This window comes from Kordia sp. SMS9, from assembly GCF_003352465.1.
In the GTDB taxonomy this organism is placed as follows: Bacteria; Bacteroidota; Bacteroidia; order Flavobacteriales; family Flavobacteriaceae; genus Kordia.
Window position 1 is genome coordinate 4,792,002 of record NZ_CP031153.1, and the last position, 15,938, is coordinate 4,807,939.

The 15,938-nt window shown below is 35.6% G+C and carries 11 protein-coding genes; 3 read left to right on the top strand and 8 right to left on the bottom strand.

The features are described 5' to 3' along the window. Nucleotides 1-56 precede the first annotated feature (56 nt). Both KORDIASMS9_RS20325 and KORDIASMS9_RS20330 read right to left on the bottom strand, forming a co-directional pair. Nucleotides 57-2,735 carry a CHAT domain-containing protein gene (locus KORDIASMS9_RS20325; RefSeq protein WP_162820083.1) on the bottom strand — a complete coding sequence of 893 codons (2,679 nt, stop codon included), beginning with the start codon at nucleotides 2,733-2,735 and terminating at the stop codon, nucleotides 57-59. Nucleotides 2,736-2,831: 96 nt separating this feature from the next. Continuing rightward, nucleotides 2,832-4,202, bottom strand: a complete 1,371-nt coding sequence (locus KORDIASMS9_RS20330) for a S8/S53 family peptidase (protein ID WP_114904617.1) — start codon at nucleotides 4,200-4,202, stop codon at nucleotides 2,832-2,834. A gap of 79 nt (nucleotides 4,203-4,281) precedes the next feature. Here KORDIASMS9_RS20330 and KORDIASMS9_RS20335 point away from each other — a divergent pair, with 79 nt between their 5' ends. Together KORDIASMS9_RS20335 and KORDIASMS9_RS20340 are read left to right on the top strand one after the other, a co-directional pair. Beyond that, complete coding sequence (locus KORDIASMS9_RS20335) at nucleotides 4,282-4,836, top strand: RNA polymerase sigma factor (RefSeq protein WP_114904618.1); 555 nt, start codon at nucleotides 4,282-4,284, stop codon at nucleotides 4,834-4,836. Beyond that, nucleotides 4,827-5,645, top strand: a complete 819-nt coding sequence (locus KORDIASMS9_RS20340) for a tol-pal system YbgF family protein (protein WP_114904619.1) — start codon at nucleotides 4,827-4,829, stop codon at nucleotides 5,643-5,645. Before KORDIASMS9_RS20335 ends, KORDIASMS9_RS20340 begins: the two co-directional genes overlap by 10 nt. Nucleotides 5,646-5,804: 159 nt before the next feature. Here the strand turns inward: KORDIASMS9_RS20340 and KORDIASMS9_RS20345 are convergent, their stop codons facing one another. The 4 genes from KORDIASMS9_RS20345 to KORDIASMS9_RS20360 form a co-directional block, all read right to left on the bottom strand. Next, complete coding sequence (locus KORDIASMS9_RS20345; protein WP_114904620.1) at nucleotides 5,805-8,228, bottom strand: TonB-dependent receptor domain-containing protein; 2,424 nt, start codon at nucleotides 8,226-8,228, stop codon at nucleotides 5,805-5,807. Between the two features lie 48 nt (nucleotides 8,229-8,276). Beyond that, on the bottom strand, nucleotides 8,277-9,638 hold the full coding sequence (locus tag KORDIASMS9_RS20350) for an HTTM domain-containing protein (protein WP_114904621.1): 1,362 nt from the start codon (nucleotides 9,636-9,638) through the stop codon (nucleotides 8,277-8,279). A 152-nt stretch (nucleotides 9,639-9,790) separates the two neighbouring features. After that, the gene (locus tag KORDIASMS9_RS20355; RefSeq protein WP_114904622.1) at nucleotides 9,791-10,912 is read right to left on the bottom strand and encodes an imelysin family protein; all 1,122 of its coding nucleotides are present in this window, start codon (nucleotides 10,910-10,912) and stop codon (nucleotides 9,791-9,793) included. Between the two features lie 105 nt (nucleotides 10,913-11,017). Next, entirely contained in the window at nucleotides 11,018-12,217 is a 1,200-nt protein-coding gene (locus KORDIASMS9_RS20360; protein WP_114904623.1) for a DUF4856 domain-containing protein, read from the bottom strand. A 296-nt stretch (nucleotides 12,218-12,513) separates the two neighbouring features. Between KORDIASMS9_RS20360 and KORDIASMS9_RS20365 the strand changes: the two genes are divergently transcribed. After that, nucleotides 12,514-13,299: a DUF4440 domain-containing protein gene (locus KORDIASMS9_RS20365; RefSeq protein WP_114904624.1), complete on the top strand. Its 786-nt coding sequence runs from the start codon at nucleotides 12,514-12,516 to the stop codon at nucleotides 13,297-13,299. An 85-nt stretch (nucleotides 13,300-13,384) separates the two neighbouring features. Here KORDIASMS9_RS20365 and KORDIASMS9_RS20370 read toward each other — a convergent pair whose 3' ends face one another. Both KORDIASMS9_RS20370 and KORDIASMS9_RS20375 read right to left on the bottom strand, forming a co-directional pair. After that, nucleotides 13,385-14,644 (bottom strand): aminotransferase class I/II-fold pyridoxal phosphate-dependent enzyme, encoded by a 1,260-nt coding sequence (locus tag KORDIASMS9_RS20370; RefSeq protein WP_114904625.1) that lies wholly within the window; start codon nucleotides 14,642-14,644, stop codon nucleotides 13,385-13,387. A 234-nt stretch (nucleotides 14,645-14,878) separates the two neighbouring features. Beyond that, nucleotides 14,879-15,919: a PLP-dependent cysteine synthase family protein gene (locus KORDIASMS9_RS20375; RefSeq protein ID WP_114904626.1), complete on the bottom strand. Its 1,041-nt coding sequence runs from the start codon at nucleotides 15,917-15,919 to the stop codon at nucleotides 14,879-14,881. Nucleotides 15,920-15,938: the final 19 nt, after the last annotated feature.

The window sequence follows — 15,938 nt, forward strand, 5'->3', positions numbered from 1 at the left end:
AAGCTAGTCTTTCTTAAAAAAACCAGCGTATTGTATTGTTTTTAAACCGTTTAGAATTATTTAAAAATTTTCTTTCTGTAATAAAAAAGTATCAAAATTAAGATCATTACTCCAAATGTCATTGTGATCGCATTCCACCAAGAGGAATTTACAACGGCATCTGTACTTCCTGTAAGCGTAAAAGCTGCCCAATAGTATGGAATGTTTTGTTCTGCTTCATGCTGCTGCAGATAGTTTTTTTTGGCAAGTTGCAATGCTTTCGACTTCGAGTTTCCGTTTTCTAATTCGGTGTAAAACGTTTGTAAAATTTCGTTCCCAGCTTTTTCATTGACATTCCATTGTGAAGCCAGTACACTTTGAGTTCCGTTATAGAAAAATCCTCTGGAAAGATTGATGATTCCTTCGCCGGAAAGATTGATACCATCGTTTGTTTTGCACGCGTCTAAAATGACCAATTCTGCCTGATTTTCGAGTCCAAAAAGCTCATTAAGTGTCATGTTACTGTCGTAAAAAGCAATCCAAGGTGTTTGTGTTATATTGTCTAAACCTGCATGTGTGTTGAGATGAATGATGTTGAAGTTATTTCTATATTTTAAAAAGTTTTCTTTGGTAGCATCTGTTTTTTGCAAGAATACGGACAGCGTATCTTTTTCAAACGATTTAAAAACTTCGGTAGCTTCTGTCAGTGTCGGCAACGCTTTGTTTTGAAATTCAATTGGCGCAATGGCTAATATTTTTTTTGTAGGTGCATTTTGCTTTTGCTGAATTTGCTCAAAGAGTGAAAACGATTGTAAGTATGCAGTTTCTGTAGTGTTTACAAAATATGCTTTTGAAAGTGTTTCAGAGGTATTTGTTGGTAATACTTCAAACGGAATGTGCTGCAATGCCTGATCTGGAATGATGGTTAGTTTTTTGTGCTGCAACCGTTCCAATGCATTGTCAAATGGAAATAATTGTTGAAATACTTGATGTCCGATGGTTTGAAATTCTTTTCGTTCTTTAGTGTTTCTATCTTTTTGGGTAATAAAATTGCGAATGAATTGGAGTTGTTTTTGAAAATTTTCAACAGCTTCAATTTTGAAAAAATCGGGCGTTTTTCCATCATAAAAAATTCCGTAGCCATCGGTTTCGTGCAAAATATATTCGACAAAAGCAATTTCTTGATTTTTATATTTTTTTATGACATTTTGTAAAGAAACAATCGCTACTTTTTCTTTCGTTTTGATGTATTTTGGATACATGCGTTGCATGGAATCCATGAAGGTTTTATGTTCTTCATTTTTTTGAATGTATTGTTGTTTTAACTCGTCATTATCACCTTGCAATCGAAATTCCTCCTGCAAAGCTACTATTTCATAATTTAATTTGTACTCACGTTCTAATGTTGATTTTGGAATGTTTGACATCAATTTTGCTTGAAAAGTTTTGATGTTTTCTTGCAGTAATAATGCTTTGTTCTTTTCCATGAAATAGAATGCTTTTTCAGCATCTTGAAGTAAGTAACAAATTTCTACAGCGAGTACATACGTATTGACTCCTCTTTCTATCCAAAATAATTTAGAAGCTTCTGTCTCTACTTCGTAGCGAATGTTTGATACTAATTCATCAATTAGGATGACCGTTTCTTTGGCTTTGTGAAGATATTTTTTTTCTTTTGTTTGTTCAAAAGCTTGCACATAATGATCGGCTAAATCGATCAAATAGATTAATACATCTTGTTCATACTCCAATGCCTTTATTTCTACTAAAGTTGGCAATTGAAATTCCTCATTTGCTCCTTTTTCTAAAACAGCGTAAATTGCTTTTTGAAAGTATGGAATTTTATCTTTTGCAGACATGTTAGGCAAATAATAACCTACATTATCGTAAGCCATTGCGAGTTGTTCTCCATCTTTGGATTCTGTTATTACACGATTGAATACTTCGTATGCTTGTGTGTTTTTTTTCTGTTTGTAATAAATAAGACCGATGTTGTTTAAGACTTCTAATTCTTTGGATAAATCAGCATTTTTCGAATAAAATCCCAAGGCTTTCTTGTAATAATGTAAAGCTTTTTCTAAGTCTTGAAAACCGTCATAAACTATTGCAATACTGTTGTGCATAGCCGCTAAATTTTTGGGACTTAATTTAGATTTTACATCCTTGACCGCGTTTTTTTCAATACTACTTTTGTGACTTTCTATTTTTTGTAAATCAGCATTACTCTCATCCAAATCGAAGGTACTTTGGTATTTTTTTGCATACGTTAGTATGATACTAAATCGAAGTATATTTTCATATTTTAATTTCTGAGAAGGTTTGTTTAAAAAGCCCGACTCTAAAAAGGATATTGATTTGTGATAATCGCCTTTGTTTCTTTCTATTTTACCTAAAACTCGATGTGCTTTATTGGTAAACTCATCAATTCCATGATCGTTTATAATTTCTTCTAATAAAGCGTATCGTTTTTGTGGTTTTTCCTGTTTATTGTATATAGCTGCTAACTTGTACCTACTTTCATTTAAGTTTTCTAAGTTTTTATATTTTTTTCTAATTTTTACTGCTTTTTGTATGTAGAAAAACGCTTTATCATACTTTTTTTCCTCGTAATGCGAATTTCCAAGTGCATGATAAAGCGTTCCTAAACCTTCTGTTTCTACTAAAGTATCTTGTTGTTGAAGTATGATTTTAAAGCCTTCTTTTTTTACTTTTATATTTTGTATTTTTTGTACACTGTCTATTTTAAATGCAAGCACATTTTGTGCGTTTGAAAAGCATACAAAGCACAAACAGTTTAGTAATAAAAGGACACGAAAAAAAACCATTTTTATGATAAAAGTAGACATTATTTGTTAATCATCTATAGGAATATAGCTATTATATACAGTATCCATATACGTAAAAGTTCCAGTTTCAGGATCTATAATTTCTTCTCCAGTTTCCCGATCGCGCAGGCGAATAAAAGACTCCGTAACAGGAAGTCCAAGAGCAGCTACTCTGTCTACCATTGGCAAATCTGATATGATATCTAAATCAATTATTTCAGCTACTTTTATTACAATTTGTGGCGCTGCAAAAGAGGTTCCTTCTACAGAAGATGTATAAAAAGATATTTCTTCTCCTTTGGCATAAAAATCGACACCATTACTTCCATAATTTGAAAAAGCAGAAGCAATTCCTAATATTTCATTATACGAACCTACAGAAATGACATTTGGTTGCGGAAATGATGATGGATAATGCAATATTTCTTCATTATTAGTTCCGTTATTTCCAGCAGAAGCAACCACAATTACATCAGTATACGTTTCTATTAAGTTTTCAAAAATGGTATTTCCAAAATCACCAAAAGGATCGTTATACCAACCGAAACTCATGTTGATAATATCTGCAACTTCAAAAGCTCTCAACGTTCCACATATAGAATTGAAGTAACTTATTTTTCCATGCTTGTTCGCAATTTTCATTGGCAATATTTGATGCTTTATGTTTTTGCCTTCTAACGCTTCATGGATTTGATTTGTTATAATACTTCCATGCATGTTAGGATCATCATCAAATGTATTGGCGTCTTTATTGACAAAATCCCAACCTGACAGCTCTTCTCCTATTGCAGTGTCTGCGGCATTGTACAAAAATTGAGTTGCTCCTCCTCCATCATTAAAAACGGTCAACCCTGTTGCCAATCCTGTATCTAAAATAGCAATAGTAATTCCGTTATTTGCAGGTTTAATATACGATGCATAACTTGTATCTGCGCCTGTTCCTGTTGCCGGATTGTCTACCTCAAAACCATAAGTAAATTCATAATCTACATTACCAACACCATGCGCTTCGCCATCTATTTCATCTTCAATGACTCCTTTTTTGGGCTCAATTCCGATTGTTCCGTTTGGAAAAATCCACTTTTCTATGTCTTGATTGTTGCATCTACATATTTCATAAATGCCAAAACCCTGCATGAATATGGTAAGACTAGGATTGATTCCATGCCTCACACGAATACTAGCTTTCATAGCCTCAGGAGTTCCTGGTTTGTATTGAATAATCAATTCATCTTGTGAATACACAGGCATATTATTCGGGGGAATTCCTTGTGTAGCGTTAGCATTATTGTTTTTTGATACTACAGTACTCTCTGAGTCAATAAAAGTATCATCTGTTGTGCATGAACATGCAATGAATACGAATACAAATGCAATAAGTTTTTGTATATTTCTCATAATATTTAATTTTTGCGTTTACATGTAAGGGAATAAACACGAGAAACATTACCCAATATTTTTAATCATTTTTAATTTTATGAAAGATAGTGAAAGATTTATTAACGCCCTTATCACTGGAAATGAGAAAATTACAAAAGAAATTTACGTAAATGTATTTCCAAAAATAAAATCCTTTATTCTCAAAAACAGAGGCGATTCTCAAGATGCTTCTGATGTTTTTCATGATGGATTGATGTATATTATCGTTACACAAAGAGAAAAAAGAACCGAAATAAAGTCCTTTGAAGCCTACTTATTTGTGATTTGTAAAAATATTTGGAAAAAAACGTTAAAAAACAAGGTAATAAAATCTGATCCTTTGACACTAGTAGATAAAGATGAAGAATTGAGCACTTTTATTGTGGAACAAGAATTGTTTGATTTTTATATTGAAAAGTTTGATTTACTATCTGGAAATTGCAAAGAGATTCTAGGAAGCTATTTTAATGGACTAAGCTATGAAGAAATTTTGACAGAATACGCGTATGCTTCTATTAACACCGTACGTCAGCGTGTTTTTAAGTGCAGAACGAAACTCATAAAACTAATAAAAGAAGACAAACTGTTTCAAAAATTGAAGAAATGGCAATAGAACTTACCAAAGAATTACTCGCCCAAATTGATGGTTACCTTCGCAATACACTATCAACTACCGAAAAGGAAGCTTTTGAGAAACGCTTGCACGACGAACCCGAATTTCAAGAAGAGGTTCGCTTGCAACAACAACTGTTTGACATTCTTGGTAAAAAAGAATGGTATACTATTCAAAAATCCGAAAATAAAGAACGTATAGCGGAACTCAAATCTAAAATACGAAGTAAAGAATACCAAGGGTTATCTGCCAATATTCGCAATGCAGAAGCAGCATATTTAAACGAAAACACCAAAGTAAAACCGTTGCAAAAATACTATAAATACATGGCCATTGCAGCTGTTCTTATCTTGTTTTTCGGAATCTATATAACGCAAATGAATACTTCGTACAGTTCCTATTATGAAACGTATGTAGATTGGTCTGAGTTGCCTTCGTTTGTTGAAAAAGGTTCTGAAAAAGATATTTTTATCCTTGGAGAAACAGCTTTTAAGCAGAAAAAATATGAAGAAGCTTTAACAATCTTTCAAAAAATAACTCCTACAGATGAATTCTATACACATAGCTTGGTATATCTTGGCGCTTCTTATGATTTATTGGACGAAAATGAAAAAGCCATTGCCACTTTTCAGAAACTAGCCAATGCCGCTGATCCGTACATACGCTCCAAAGGAAATTGGTATACTGCCATGTTGTATTTGAAAATGGAAAATAAGGAAAAAGCCATGGAAGCATTGCAAAAAAACGCAAAAATTACGGAGCGTTTCAAATCTGATGAAACAACTATGTTACTGAATACGTTAAAATAAAAAAATTAATGTTCTGATTTTAAAATATTTACACTTACAATTTTCAAAAGATTTAATATATCAATAACCATTGTGCATTTTGGTAAAATTCGTCAACTTCACATTACAATAGATTCATTTCGACTGCGCTTAATGTGACACGCAGAAATGCCAAAGCTGTTAAAACTTCACCTGCAACGTCGCATAAAAATTACGATTGTTCGAAGGAATGATTCCAGGACCTGGATAACCTGTCGCTCTTCGTGTGAAATACGCGTTGTCCAATACATTGTTGATGCCTGTTTCGAGCTTGAAATTTTTGTACGTGTATGAAAACGAAATATCCAAAATGTCATACGCAGGAATTTCCCCAATCACGCCGCTCAAATTGCTTTCTACCGCGTTGGAAGCATCTGTGAATTGCTGTGATAAATACGTATATTGAATGTTGGATAAGAAGTTTTTATAGCCAAATAAAACGCCTGTTTTTAAGTTAACGTTTGGCACAAATTCCACATTGTTGCCTTCTACGCCGTTTTCTTCCGTATTCGTGTATTCTGAATTTGTCAAGGCAGCATTTACGAAGTAATTGAAACTGTAATTGTCATTTTTTAGAAAGATTTCATTCAAGTTGAAATCAATAAGTGATTCAATTCCGTACATCACCGCATCACCAATATTTCCGCGTTCGCTTTTTACGCTTCCGTCCGCAAAAGCACGTTGCACAAAACCGATTCGATCGTTGTAAAACAATCCAAAAGCACCAATATCATATGAGATTTTATTTTTGTAGTTTCCACGCAATCCGAAATCAATCGTCATTCCTTTTTCATCGTCAATTGTAGGACTGATCGCAAAAGCAGGATTAATGATACTGATGTCTGTAAACGTTACCGAACGATAGTTTTGTGAGACATTTCCATAGATTTCCAACACGTCCGATGGCTTGTAACTTGCGCCCAATCCGAAGAGTACAAACGAACGTTCGCGCGTTTCGCTGTTGTCTACGGTTTCGTTTAAAATGACGTTTCCAGCACCATCCGTATTAATTCGCTTGAAAAATCCGTCGCTTTCCGTTTTGATATGTTCAAAGCGGAATCCTGGCGTGATCGATAGTTTTTCATTCACATAAAAAATATTTTCCCCAAAAATCGCCACATTCAAATTAGGATAATCATACTCAGATTGATTTTGATAGTTTGGAAATTCGTCCAATTGAAATTCAAAATTCGGATCGCTTCCCGTACTTCCTGGACCTTGCGCACTTGTGTTGTCTGCTTTGTAAAATTTTGAACCGATCAAAAATGTAGATTTCTTCCCAAAAACTTCATAGTTACTCAACAATCGCGCTTCAAATCCGAAGTTGTTAAAATCCCCTTTGATTAAATCGCGTTCGCCGCCTGGATCAATTTGATTCACTCTATTGGTTCGAAAACCTAGTGCATTTCGTTCCGCATTCAAGCCAAACACATTGAATGTAAAGTTCGTGTCTTCTGAGAATTTATGCGAAAATTTTAAGTTGTATAACAACCAATCAATCTGAAACCAATTGCGTTCTCGGTTGCTTTGAAATGGATTTTCGGCAAACATGGCGTCCGTCAATCCGCCCGCTTGCTTTGCCAAATACCGCAAATATGTGATTTCTGCTTCTAACTTTGTACGTTCGTTAAATTGATAACCAATATGTGCATAGGCGTTTTTTGACTCAAATTCAGAATTGGCACGAAATCCATCGCCTTTTTTGTAATTGAAAAACGAATAGTAACTGAATTTTCCTGTCGTTCCGCTCACGCTTGTAAAATTTGTATACAAATTGTTGCTTCCGATCGTGTTTCTTGTAATAAATTCAAATGGTTTTGCTTGATTTGGCTTTTTCATCACAAAGTTCACCAAACCGCCAAATTGCGTTCCGTATTGCAACGAAGCTGCACCGCGAATGATTTGAATTTCCTGTAAACCTTCCGCCGCTGGCGAATAGTAACTTTCGGGATATCCCAACACATCTGCGCTGATGTCATAACCATTTTGGCGTGTGTTGAAGTTTGCCGTTCGATTTGGATCGAGTCCGCGACCGCCAATGTTTAACTGCAAACCTGCATCGTCATTTTGATAAATATTCAACCCTACAACTTGACTGTATATTTGCCGAGCATTGTTCGACGCCAAGTTTGCCATAGATTGTTCAACCAACACCACTTCCGTCTTTTTTCCTGCGTAAATTGCCGTTTCTTCCACATCTTTTAAACGTTTTAATGCGAAGATTTTGGTTTTTCGCACATTCAATTCTACTTCTGAGAGTTGTTCGCCCAAAGGTTGTAAAGTCACATTTAGTATGATATTTTTATCAATTGTAATTACTTTTTCGACTACTTCATATTCATACGAGAAAAAGACAAGTGTGAGTTTTTTTTCTTCTGTGGTGAATTCATAATATCCTGCGGCATTTGTAGTAGCGAGTTTTCCTGAAGTTTGATCGTAAATATCTACATTTGCAATCGGTTTTTGTGTGTCTGTTGCTGTTACCGTTCCTGAAATTTTTTGTTGTGCTGCAAGGGAAAAACAGGCAAATATTGCAATGAGTAAAGAGAAATGTTTTAGGTTCATCAGTTAGCTTTTTGTGTTGAGAGGAAACATTTTTATAAGTTGTGAGAATTATGGCGTTTGCTCTTTAAATGGTACAATCCAGTTTTTATGTTTGAATGATTCTTTTTGTTGGTATAAATCTACGTTTTCATTGATAAATCGTGTGCTTAAACGTCCGTTGAGCGCGACATAACTATCAACATATACTTCTACATTTTTATGTCCTTGACGCGTAAAATGATCGCCTAAATAGTGTGCGTATTCCAGAATGAAATCGGGTTGAAAACTCATTTGTATTTCTTGTCGATCTGTGAGAAAGTCTTTGTTGTTGACGTAGAAAAAATTTCCCGTTTCGCCATCGACAATTTTAAAGGTGGAAATGCCTCGTTTTTCCATCAGCATCACGCGCCACGAAAAGCGATATCCTTCTTCTGTCCAAAATAAATTGCCTGGATAGAGCATGAATCTGAATGGAAATACAATCTGAATCGCAAAAAATGTAACGATCACAGGAATGATGATTTTTTTGTGTGGGAATGTATAGTTTGAAATTGTCTGTATTGCTTCTAGGTTCACGTGCACCAAACGCTTGATGCTTCTTTTGAGAAACGCAATGATTTTTTGATGAAAACTTGCGTCAAAGAAGATCAATGTTCCCACAATCATCACAAAAGGAAACATTCCGATCGGAAATAATACTCGGGTAAATACATGAAAGAAAACGACTAAAATAAAGGCAAATACGCGTGTTTTTCGGTATAGTAGTAAGAACGGAATCAATAAATCGTACAACATTCCAGACCAACTCATGGCGTAGTGAAACCATTCTTGTTGTAGGAACGTTTCGCCAATGAGCGGTAAATCGAACTTAGACGGCAACCAAATTTTGAGTGGCTGCGCTTTGAAGAGCCAATCGGCATTTATTTTTGCCAAACCTGCGTAGAAATAGACAATTCCTAAGAGCAATTTGATCGCATCAATTGTCCAATTCGGTACGTTTTGATAACTTTTTTTTCGCCACAGATTGTCTACGGAAAACATTGCATTCGCGGGAAGAAACAGCATCAAAAAACTCAAAATACTGATAAAATAGTAGTGATTGAGATAGGTGGTTTTGTCCATCAATTCGATGTAGGTAAAACTCAGAAAAAATGTAATGATTGCCCAACGATATTTTAATCCAAACGCGACAAAGAAAGCGGATACTCCACAGATGACAAAGATGATGTATGTGAAGTTTCCTAGAGGTTTTATCCAATCAAAACCGTAGTATGAAAAATGGAATGAAGGTTCTATATAGAAACTTTCTATCCAGCCATGCGCCCAAAAACGAATGATTCCGTAACACATCATCAAACCAAAACCGATACGAAATACTGCCAAAGGCGCCGCATTGGTTTGCTGTTGGAGATATGTTTGAAAACGATTCACTCGATCATCGAGATTTAGATGCTTCAACGCTTTCGTCGAAGTACTTTTAATTGTTTCTAAATACTTCGAAGGATTTCCTCGAAGTCGTTAATTTTTATATAAAAAAAGGTTGTCCGCTTACGACAACCTTCTTTTTACGAGTAATTTCAAATTTAGTCGCCATCTGCGTCTACAAAGTCAACGCTAATATCAAAAGCTTGCAACATGTCTACTTTAAGCAATACAACCGCCGCTTGAAGTGCATCGTATGCTTGTGTCATTTTTGTGTTGTCTGAATTTATTTGTGTTGCAAAATTTGCGTCTAATTCTTGAATTTTTCCACGAGCCGTATTGAACTGATTGCTGATCAAGGTGGCTAAATCGGCTCTATCTAAAGAGATGAGGTAGGTTTTGAAACTTTCGCCTGCGTTAGAACCTCCAAATTCCGTTCCGTTAAAAATAGCGATCACAGCATCTAACGCTTCTAGTGCTAATTCTTTTGAAACTTGTTGATTGTAATAACCTTCTACTCTATCTGGCAAAGGTGTTGCAGAGAAGTTTCCGGCTGGAATTCCAATTTTGTTGGCGCGCAATCCTTTTTCATAATAGAAAATGAAATCGTTGATGAATTTGTTTGTCGCGCTTGTTGCTGTGTTTGCAGTGCTTGCTACGAATGTATTTCTGTACGTATTTGTCCAATCGCTTAACACATCTTGCGTAAGCGTTTGCATTTGCGTAATAAGATCAGATAAATAGGTAGTATATTTTGCAGCATTTGTGTCTGTATCATATTTTGCAATGATATTTGGGTCAGAATCTGCCAAACCATACAATAGATAGTCTAACGCAGGAAAACCAACTGCATCATTGTTGTTTGTCGATCCTAAGTCGTAGTTTCCATTAGTAACGTTATTTTCTACATCCGTCACATTTACGGGATAGGTATTCATTTGAAAGTAATATCCTGTTTGTTCTGCCAATCCAATGTTGAATGCTTCTACATGTTGCCACGCTTTGTACGCTGTGAGCCAAGCGCCACGCAACGCATCTAAGTTTGCTTGATTTGGTGTAGTTATGAAGTTATCTTTTGCAGTTTCCAACGCTCCTAAATCTGTATTCAATGCTTGATACGAAGGAATAATGATATTGTCTGCAAGGTTTGTTAACATTTCAGCTCTGTTGAAAGCTGTTTCTCCACCACTGCCATTGCCTGTGTCTGGTGTTGCGCCGTCATCACTTGAACTACAAGCTACTATACATATTATAAATACTACTAACGATACAATTTTCTTCATTTTTTATTTCTATTTATTCTAAATAAACATTGCAAAAGTAAAAAAGTAGCTTTTGTAATCCTAACACGTAGACTACTTTTTTTATACGAATTCTAAATAATTTTGTTAGCTTCCTGCTTGTGCTGTGGTAAAGTTGAATTCTGCTGAGATTTCGTCAGAAATTGCGTCTAAAGTTTCAGGTGTTACATCCCAAAAACCGTTTCCTTGCATAAGTTGAGCAATGTATCCATCTACTTGTGCTTTTGTAAAATAGGGTTGATTTGTTCCTGGCTTACGCGTGAATTGCAAGCTGTAGATGAATCCGAATCCTTCCGAAAAATCATGAAAAGCGGCTGCTTTATTTGTCGTTAAGAAGTTTTTTCCTTGTTGCAAATAATATACTGCACGAATTCCGATGACTTCCGATATTTTTTCTCGGATGATGTCTGCTTGCTCGTCACGAACTGTATAATTTTTTTCTACAATCGCTGCTCTTCCTGTTTTGAAAGCTTCATAAATTTCTGAAGCAATTCCTGCAAAGTCTGCATCATTTTCTACTCTGGAGAGGTATTTATTTAAGAAACTGTCTTCGTTTAATATGGGAGCCGTTGCATTGTCTGTTCCGTAAAGGTAGCCGAACGCTTCATCCCATTTGTGCTCCATATTGGTGTAATTTTTTCCTTCTGCCAAAGTTTCTGCATCGTTATCTGCACGATTTGTTCCTGCATCTAAAACCGAAGTGCTTAGGTAATTATTTAACATTTGATCTACCATCAACGCACCAATTAATGATTTGTTTACAGCTTGATTGTATTCTAATCCTTTCGCACTCATGTAACGTGTTGCTCCGCCACCAGCTTCTTGTAATTGTCCTGCGTTTCCTGCACTTGCAATGTTTGACCATGCTGGATATACTTCTGAAACTTGTGCGGCAATCCAACTATCAAAATCTGCTCTAATTGCGTTTGCATCGGTTGTGTTTGCTGAAAAATAGTCTGTGGAAGCGGCCGTTTTGCTACGGATGCTTTTGTTGGAAGCATTTAAATCGGTGTTGCTAAAGCTGTTGTTTCCTTCTACGTGTGCAAACATGGCATCAATATCTGCTTCTGTTTTCGTGGGATCAAGCAAAGCTTCGATGAGTTCTTCGCCCATTTGGATGCGTGTTGTTTGTCCGCTGTAATCCACAGTAGTGGTTCCATTTCTACTAAATTCATACGTTGCTGGCGCAACAATTGAAGGATTTATTGGTTCATTTCCATCATCGTCTGAACATGCGGTAAATACAAAGCTAGAAAGTGCCAAAAATCCTAGTATTATCTTTTTCATTTTTGATTGTATTTTAAGGGTATTATTTTTTGTTTTGGCAAATATATTATTGGATTTTGAATTTACAAAGTTTATTTAGACTTAATCTTAATTAAATTAAGGAAAGCATATTAAGTGTTTTATTTTCAGATTTTTACGGATCAATTATTTTTTTGAATTTAATCTTAAAAATCTTACAAGAAATTATGTTGCGTCTTTTTTGGAGGTTTTGAGAGGAAAAATGGGCGTCTTTGTAACCGATTTATTTATCAATCGTCTTACCTTTACTATATCATCAATTAAAAAATAAATCATCAATGAAAAATTATGCAATGACGATGCTCTTTTTGGGCATTTTTTTCTTTACGAATCACACATTAGCACAAACTACAGAAACAGGAACCCAAAACACACTTGAAGAAACTATTTTAGCGCTCGATGCTCAATTTTGGAATGTTTATAATAGTTGTGATGTCACTAATTTTAAAAAGTTCCTTACGGAAGATTTAGAGTTTTATCATGACAAAGGCGGACTTACAGAAACGTCAGAAAAACTCGTGGAAATGATGGAAAATGGACTTTGCGCTGATCCGAACATGAAATTACGCAGAGAAGCTGTAAAAGGCACTGTGAACGTGTTTCCTTTACACAATTACGGCGCTATTATTACTGGTGAACATTTGTTTTATTTGACCGAAAACGGAACAGCGGAACGATTGGTAGAATCGGCAAAGTTTACCCATGTTTGGCAAAACGAAAATGGCAACTGGCGTATGTCGCGTGTGTTGAGTTATGATCATCAAGAAACACACAGCAATAAAAATAGATTGAGTGTGCCAATTTCTATTAAAATGGCAAAGGCACTTGTAGGAACATATAAAGCACCCAATACGGGAACTGTTAGCATTTTTATGGAAAATAATGAATTGCGTATGAAAGCTGGGGAAATGAACGCTGTTTTACACGCCAACTTGGACGGATCATTTTTTATAAAGGATGCGCCAATTCGCATTTCATTTACAAAAGATACTAAAGGTAAAGCAACAGGATTCACTGTTTATGAAAATGGAAAAGCTGTGGAGAAAGCGAAGCGTGTGGAGTGATATTATAAAAACTATCAATTCAATAAAAATCCCTGTAATGTATAAGATTACAGGGATTTTTATGTTTTATGTTATCAAAGAGAAACTACTCCCCCATCATCTCCATCAACTTCGCAGAAACACGCTTATACGTTCCATCTTCTAATCGTGTACGAATTGCTGAAAATGCTACCAATGTCTCTTCAACGTCTTGTAAGGTATGTGAAGCCGTCGGAATCATACGTAAAAGTATCAAGCCTTTTGGAATTACAGGATATACGACGATGGAACAGAAGATTCCATGGTTTTCACGCAAGTCTTTTACCAACGCCATCGCTTCTGGAATGCTTCCTTTTAAGTAGACTGGCGTTACACAACTTTGCGTGGTTCCGATGTCAAATCCGCGCTCTTTGAGTCCGCTTTGTAATGCATCTACAATTTTCCAAAGATTTTGTTTGAGTTCAGGCATGGTGCGCAACATATCTAAACGTTTCAACGCGCCAACGACCAATTGCATCTGCAATGATTTTGCGAACATTTGTGAACGCAGGTTGTATTTTAAGTAATCAATGATTTCTTTGTCTGCCGCAATAAATGCGCCTGTACTTGCCATAGATTTTGCAAAAGTTGCAAAGTACACATCAATATCATCTTGAACGCCTTGCTCCTGTCCTGCTCCAGCACCTGTTGCACCCAACGTTCCAAAACCGTGTGCATCATCTACAAATAAACGGAAGTTGTATTTTTTCTTGAGCGCTACAATTTCTTTTAGTTTTCCTTGCTCACCTCGCATTCCAAAAACACCTTCAGAAATTACTAAGATTCCTCCGCCAGTTTGCTCTGCCATTTTGGTAGCACGTTCTAAGTTTTTCTCTAAACTCGGAATGTCATTGTGCTTAAAAGTAAAGCGTTTTCCCATGTGCAAACGAACTCCATCAATAATACATGCGTGAGAATCGACATCGTATACAATGATGTCGTCTTTAGAAACCAACGCATCTACCGTAGATACCATTCCTTGATATCCGAAGTTTAGTAAGTATGTTGCTTCTTTTCCAACAAATTCTGCCAATTCATTTTGCAATTGTTCGTGCAAATCCGTGTGACCAGACATCATACGTGCGCCCATTGGATAGGCTGATCCGTAAGATGCAGCAGCTTCTGCATCAATTTTACGAACTTCAGGATTGTTGGCTAAGCCTAAGTAATCATTGATACTCCAAGTAATTACATCTTTCCCTTGAAACTTCATTCGGTTTGAAATTTCTCCTTCTAATTTCGGAAAAACAAAATATCCTTCTGCTTGTGATGCCCATTTTCCTAGTGGTCCTTTGTCCTTGTAAATTTTAGCAAATAAATCCTTCATCTATCTCAGTTTTTCTATATGTTTCAATTCGGGTTTTTGTAATGTATGAAGTTTTTTTGAAAACTTCAACGGCAAAAATAAATATTTTTAACTGCCCATCATAATTATTGACGCTTAATGTTGGATTGTTCCTTTTTTGAGAAAATCATTGCGAAATTATAACTAATACCATTAAAAAAGCAGCACAATTGTTATCATGCTGCTTTTGAATATGTTAAGAATAAGATATGTGACTTACTTGATGTATTCTATTTTTTGTTCTTCTTCCATGTTTTTACTGTCAAAGAATCCTTGCGCACTCATCCATTCATCACTGTATACTTTGCTCATATATCTTGATCCATGATCTGGAAAAATAACGATGACATTGCTGTTTTCATCAAATTCGCCTTCTTCTGCCAATTGCGCAATGGCTTGCATCGCTGCTCCACTAGTATATCCTACAAATAAACCTTCTGTTTTGGAGATTTCTCTTGCCATGTGTGCACTTTCTTCGTCTTTTACTTTGATAAATTTATCGATCGCATCAAAATCTGTGGCAGTAGGAATTAAGTTTTTACCTAAGCCTTCTATTCTGTATGGATAAATTTCGTCCGCATCAAATTCACGAGTTTCGTGGTATTTTTTTAATACAGAACCATACGCATCTACGCCTAAAACTCTGATATTTGGATTTTGTTCTTTTAAATATCTTGCCGTTCCAGAGATAGTTCCTCCTGTTCCACTACATGCTACAAAATGTGTAATATTTCCGTTGGTTTGCTTCCAAATTTCTGGACCTGTACTGTTGTAATGTGCATCAATGTTCAATTCATTGAAGTATTGATTGATGTACACAGAACCTTTCGTTTCTTCATGAATTCGTTTGGCAACTTGATAGTACGAACGTGGATCATCAGCGCTGACGTGTGCTGGACACACATATACTTTTGCACCCATAGAACGCAACATATCAATTTTATCTTTAGAAGATTTTGAACTTACCGCCAAAATGCACTCATATCCTTTTATGATACTCACCATGGCTATACTAAAACCAGTATTTCCTGAAGTTGTTTCTATAATGGTGTCACCAGGTTTTAAGATTCCTTTCTTTTCTGCCTCTTCAATAATATATAAAGCAATTCTATCTTTTGTTGAATGTCCAGGATTGAACGCCTCGACTTTCGCATAAAAATTCCCTTTGATGTTTTTTGTGATGTGTTTTAATCGTACCAAAGGTGTATTTCCGATAAGCTCGAGTACATTATCAAAAGCATTAATTTGTTGTTCCATAAAAACTATTAAGTTGTAC

Excerpts from the sequence above, each read along its gene's own strand:
- KORDIASMS9_RS20330 (WP_114904617.1), bottom strand. The coding sequence starts at position 4,202 with ATGAGAAATATACAAAAACTTATTGCATTTGTATTCGTATTCATTGCA.
- KORDIASMS9_RS20335 (WP_114904618.1), top strand. The coding sequence starts at position 4,282 with ATGAAAGATAGTGAAAGATTTATTAACGCCCTTATCACTGGAAATGAG.
- KORDIASMS9_RS20340 (WP_114904619.1), top strand. The coding sequence starts at position 4,827 with ATGGCAATAGAACTTACCAAAGAATTACTCGCCCAAATTGATGGTTAC.
- KORDIASMS9_RS20345 (WP_114904620.1), bottom strand. The coding sequence starts at position 8,228 with ATGAACCTAAAACATTTCTCTTTACTCATTGCAATATTTGCCTGTTTT.
- KORDIASMS9_RS20355 (WP_114904622.1), bottom strand. The coding sequence starts at position 10,912 with ATGAAGAAAATTGTATCGTTAGTAGTATTTATAATATGTATAGTAGCT.
- KORDIASMS9_RS20360 (WP_114904623.1), bottom strand. The coding sequence starts at position 12,217 with ATGAAAAAGATAATACTAGGATTTTTGGCACTTTCTAGCTTTGTATTT.
- KORDIASMS9_RS20365 (WP_114904624.1), top strand. The coding sequence starts at position 12,514 with ATGAAAAATTATGCAATGACGATGCTCTTTTTGGGCATTTTTTTCTTT.
- KORDIASMS9_RS20370 (WP_114904625.1), bottom strand. The coding sequence starts at position 14,644 with ATGAAGGATTTATTTGCTAAAATTTACAAGGACAAAGGACCACTAGGA.
- KORDIASMS9_RS20375 (WP_114904626.1), bottom strand. The coding sequence starts at position 15,919 with ATGGAACAACAAATTAATGCTTTTGATAATGTACTCGAGCTTATCGGA.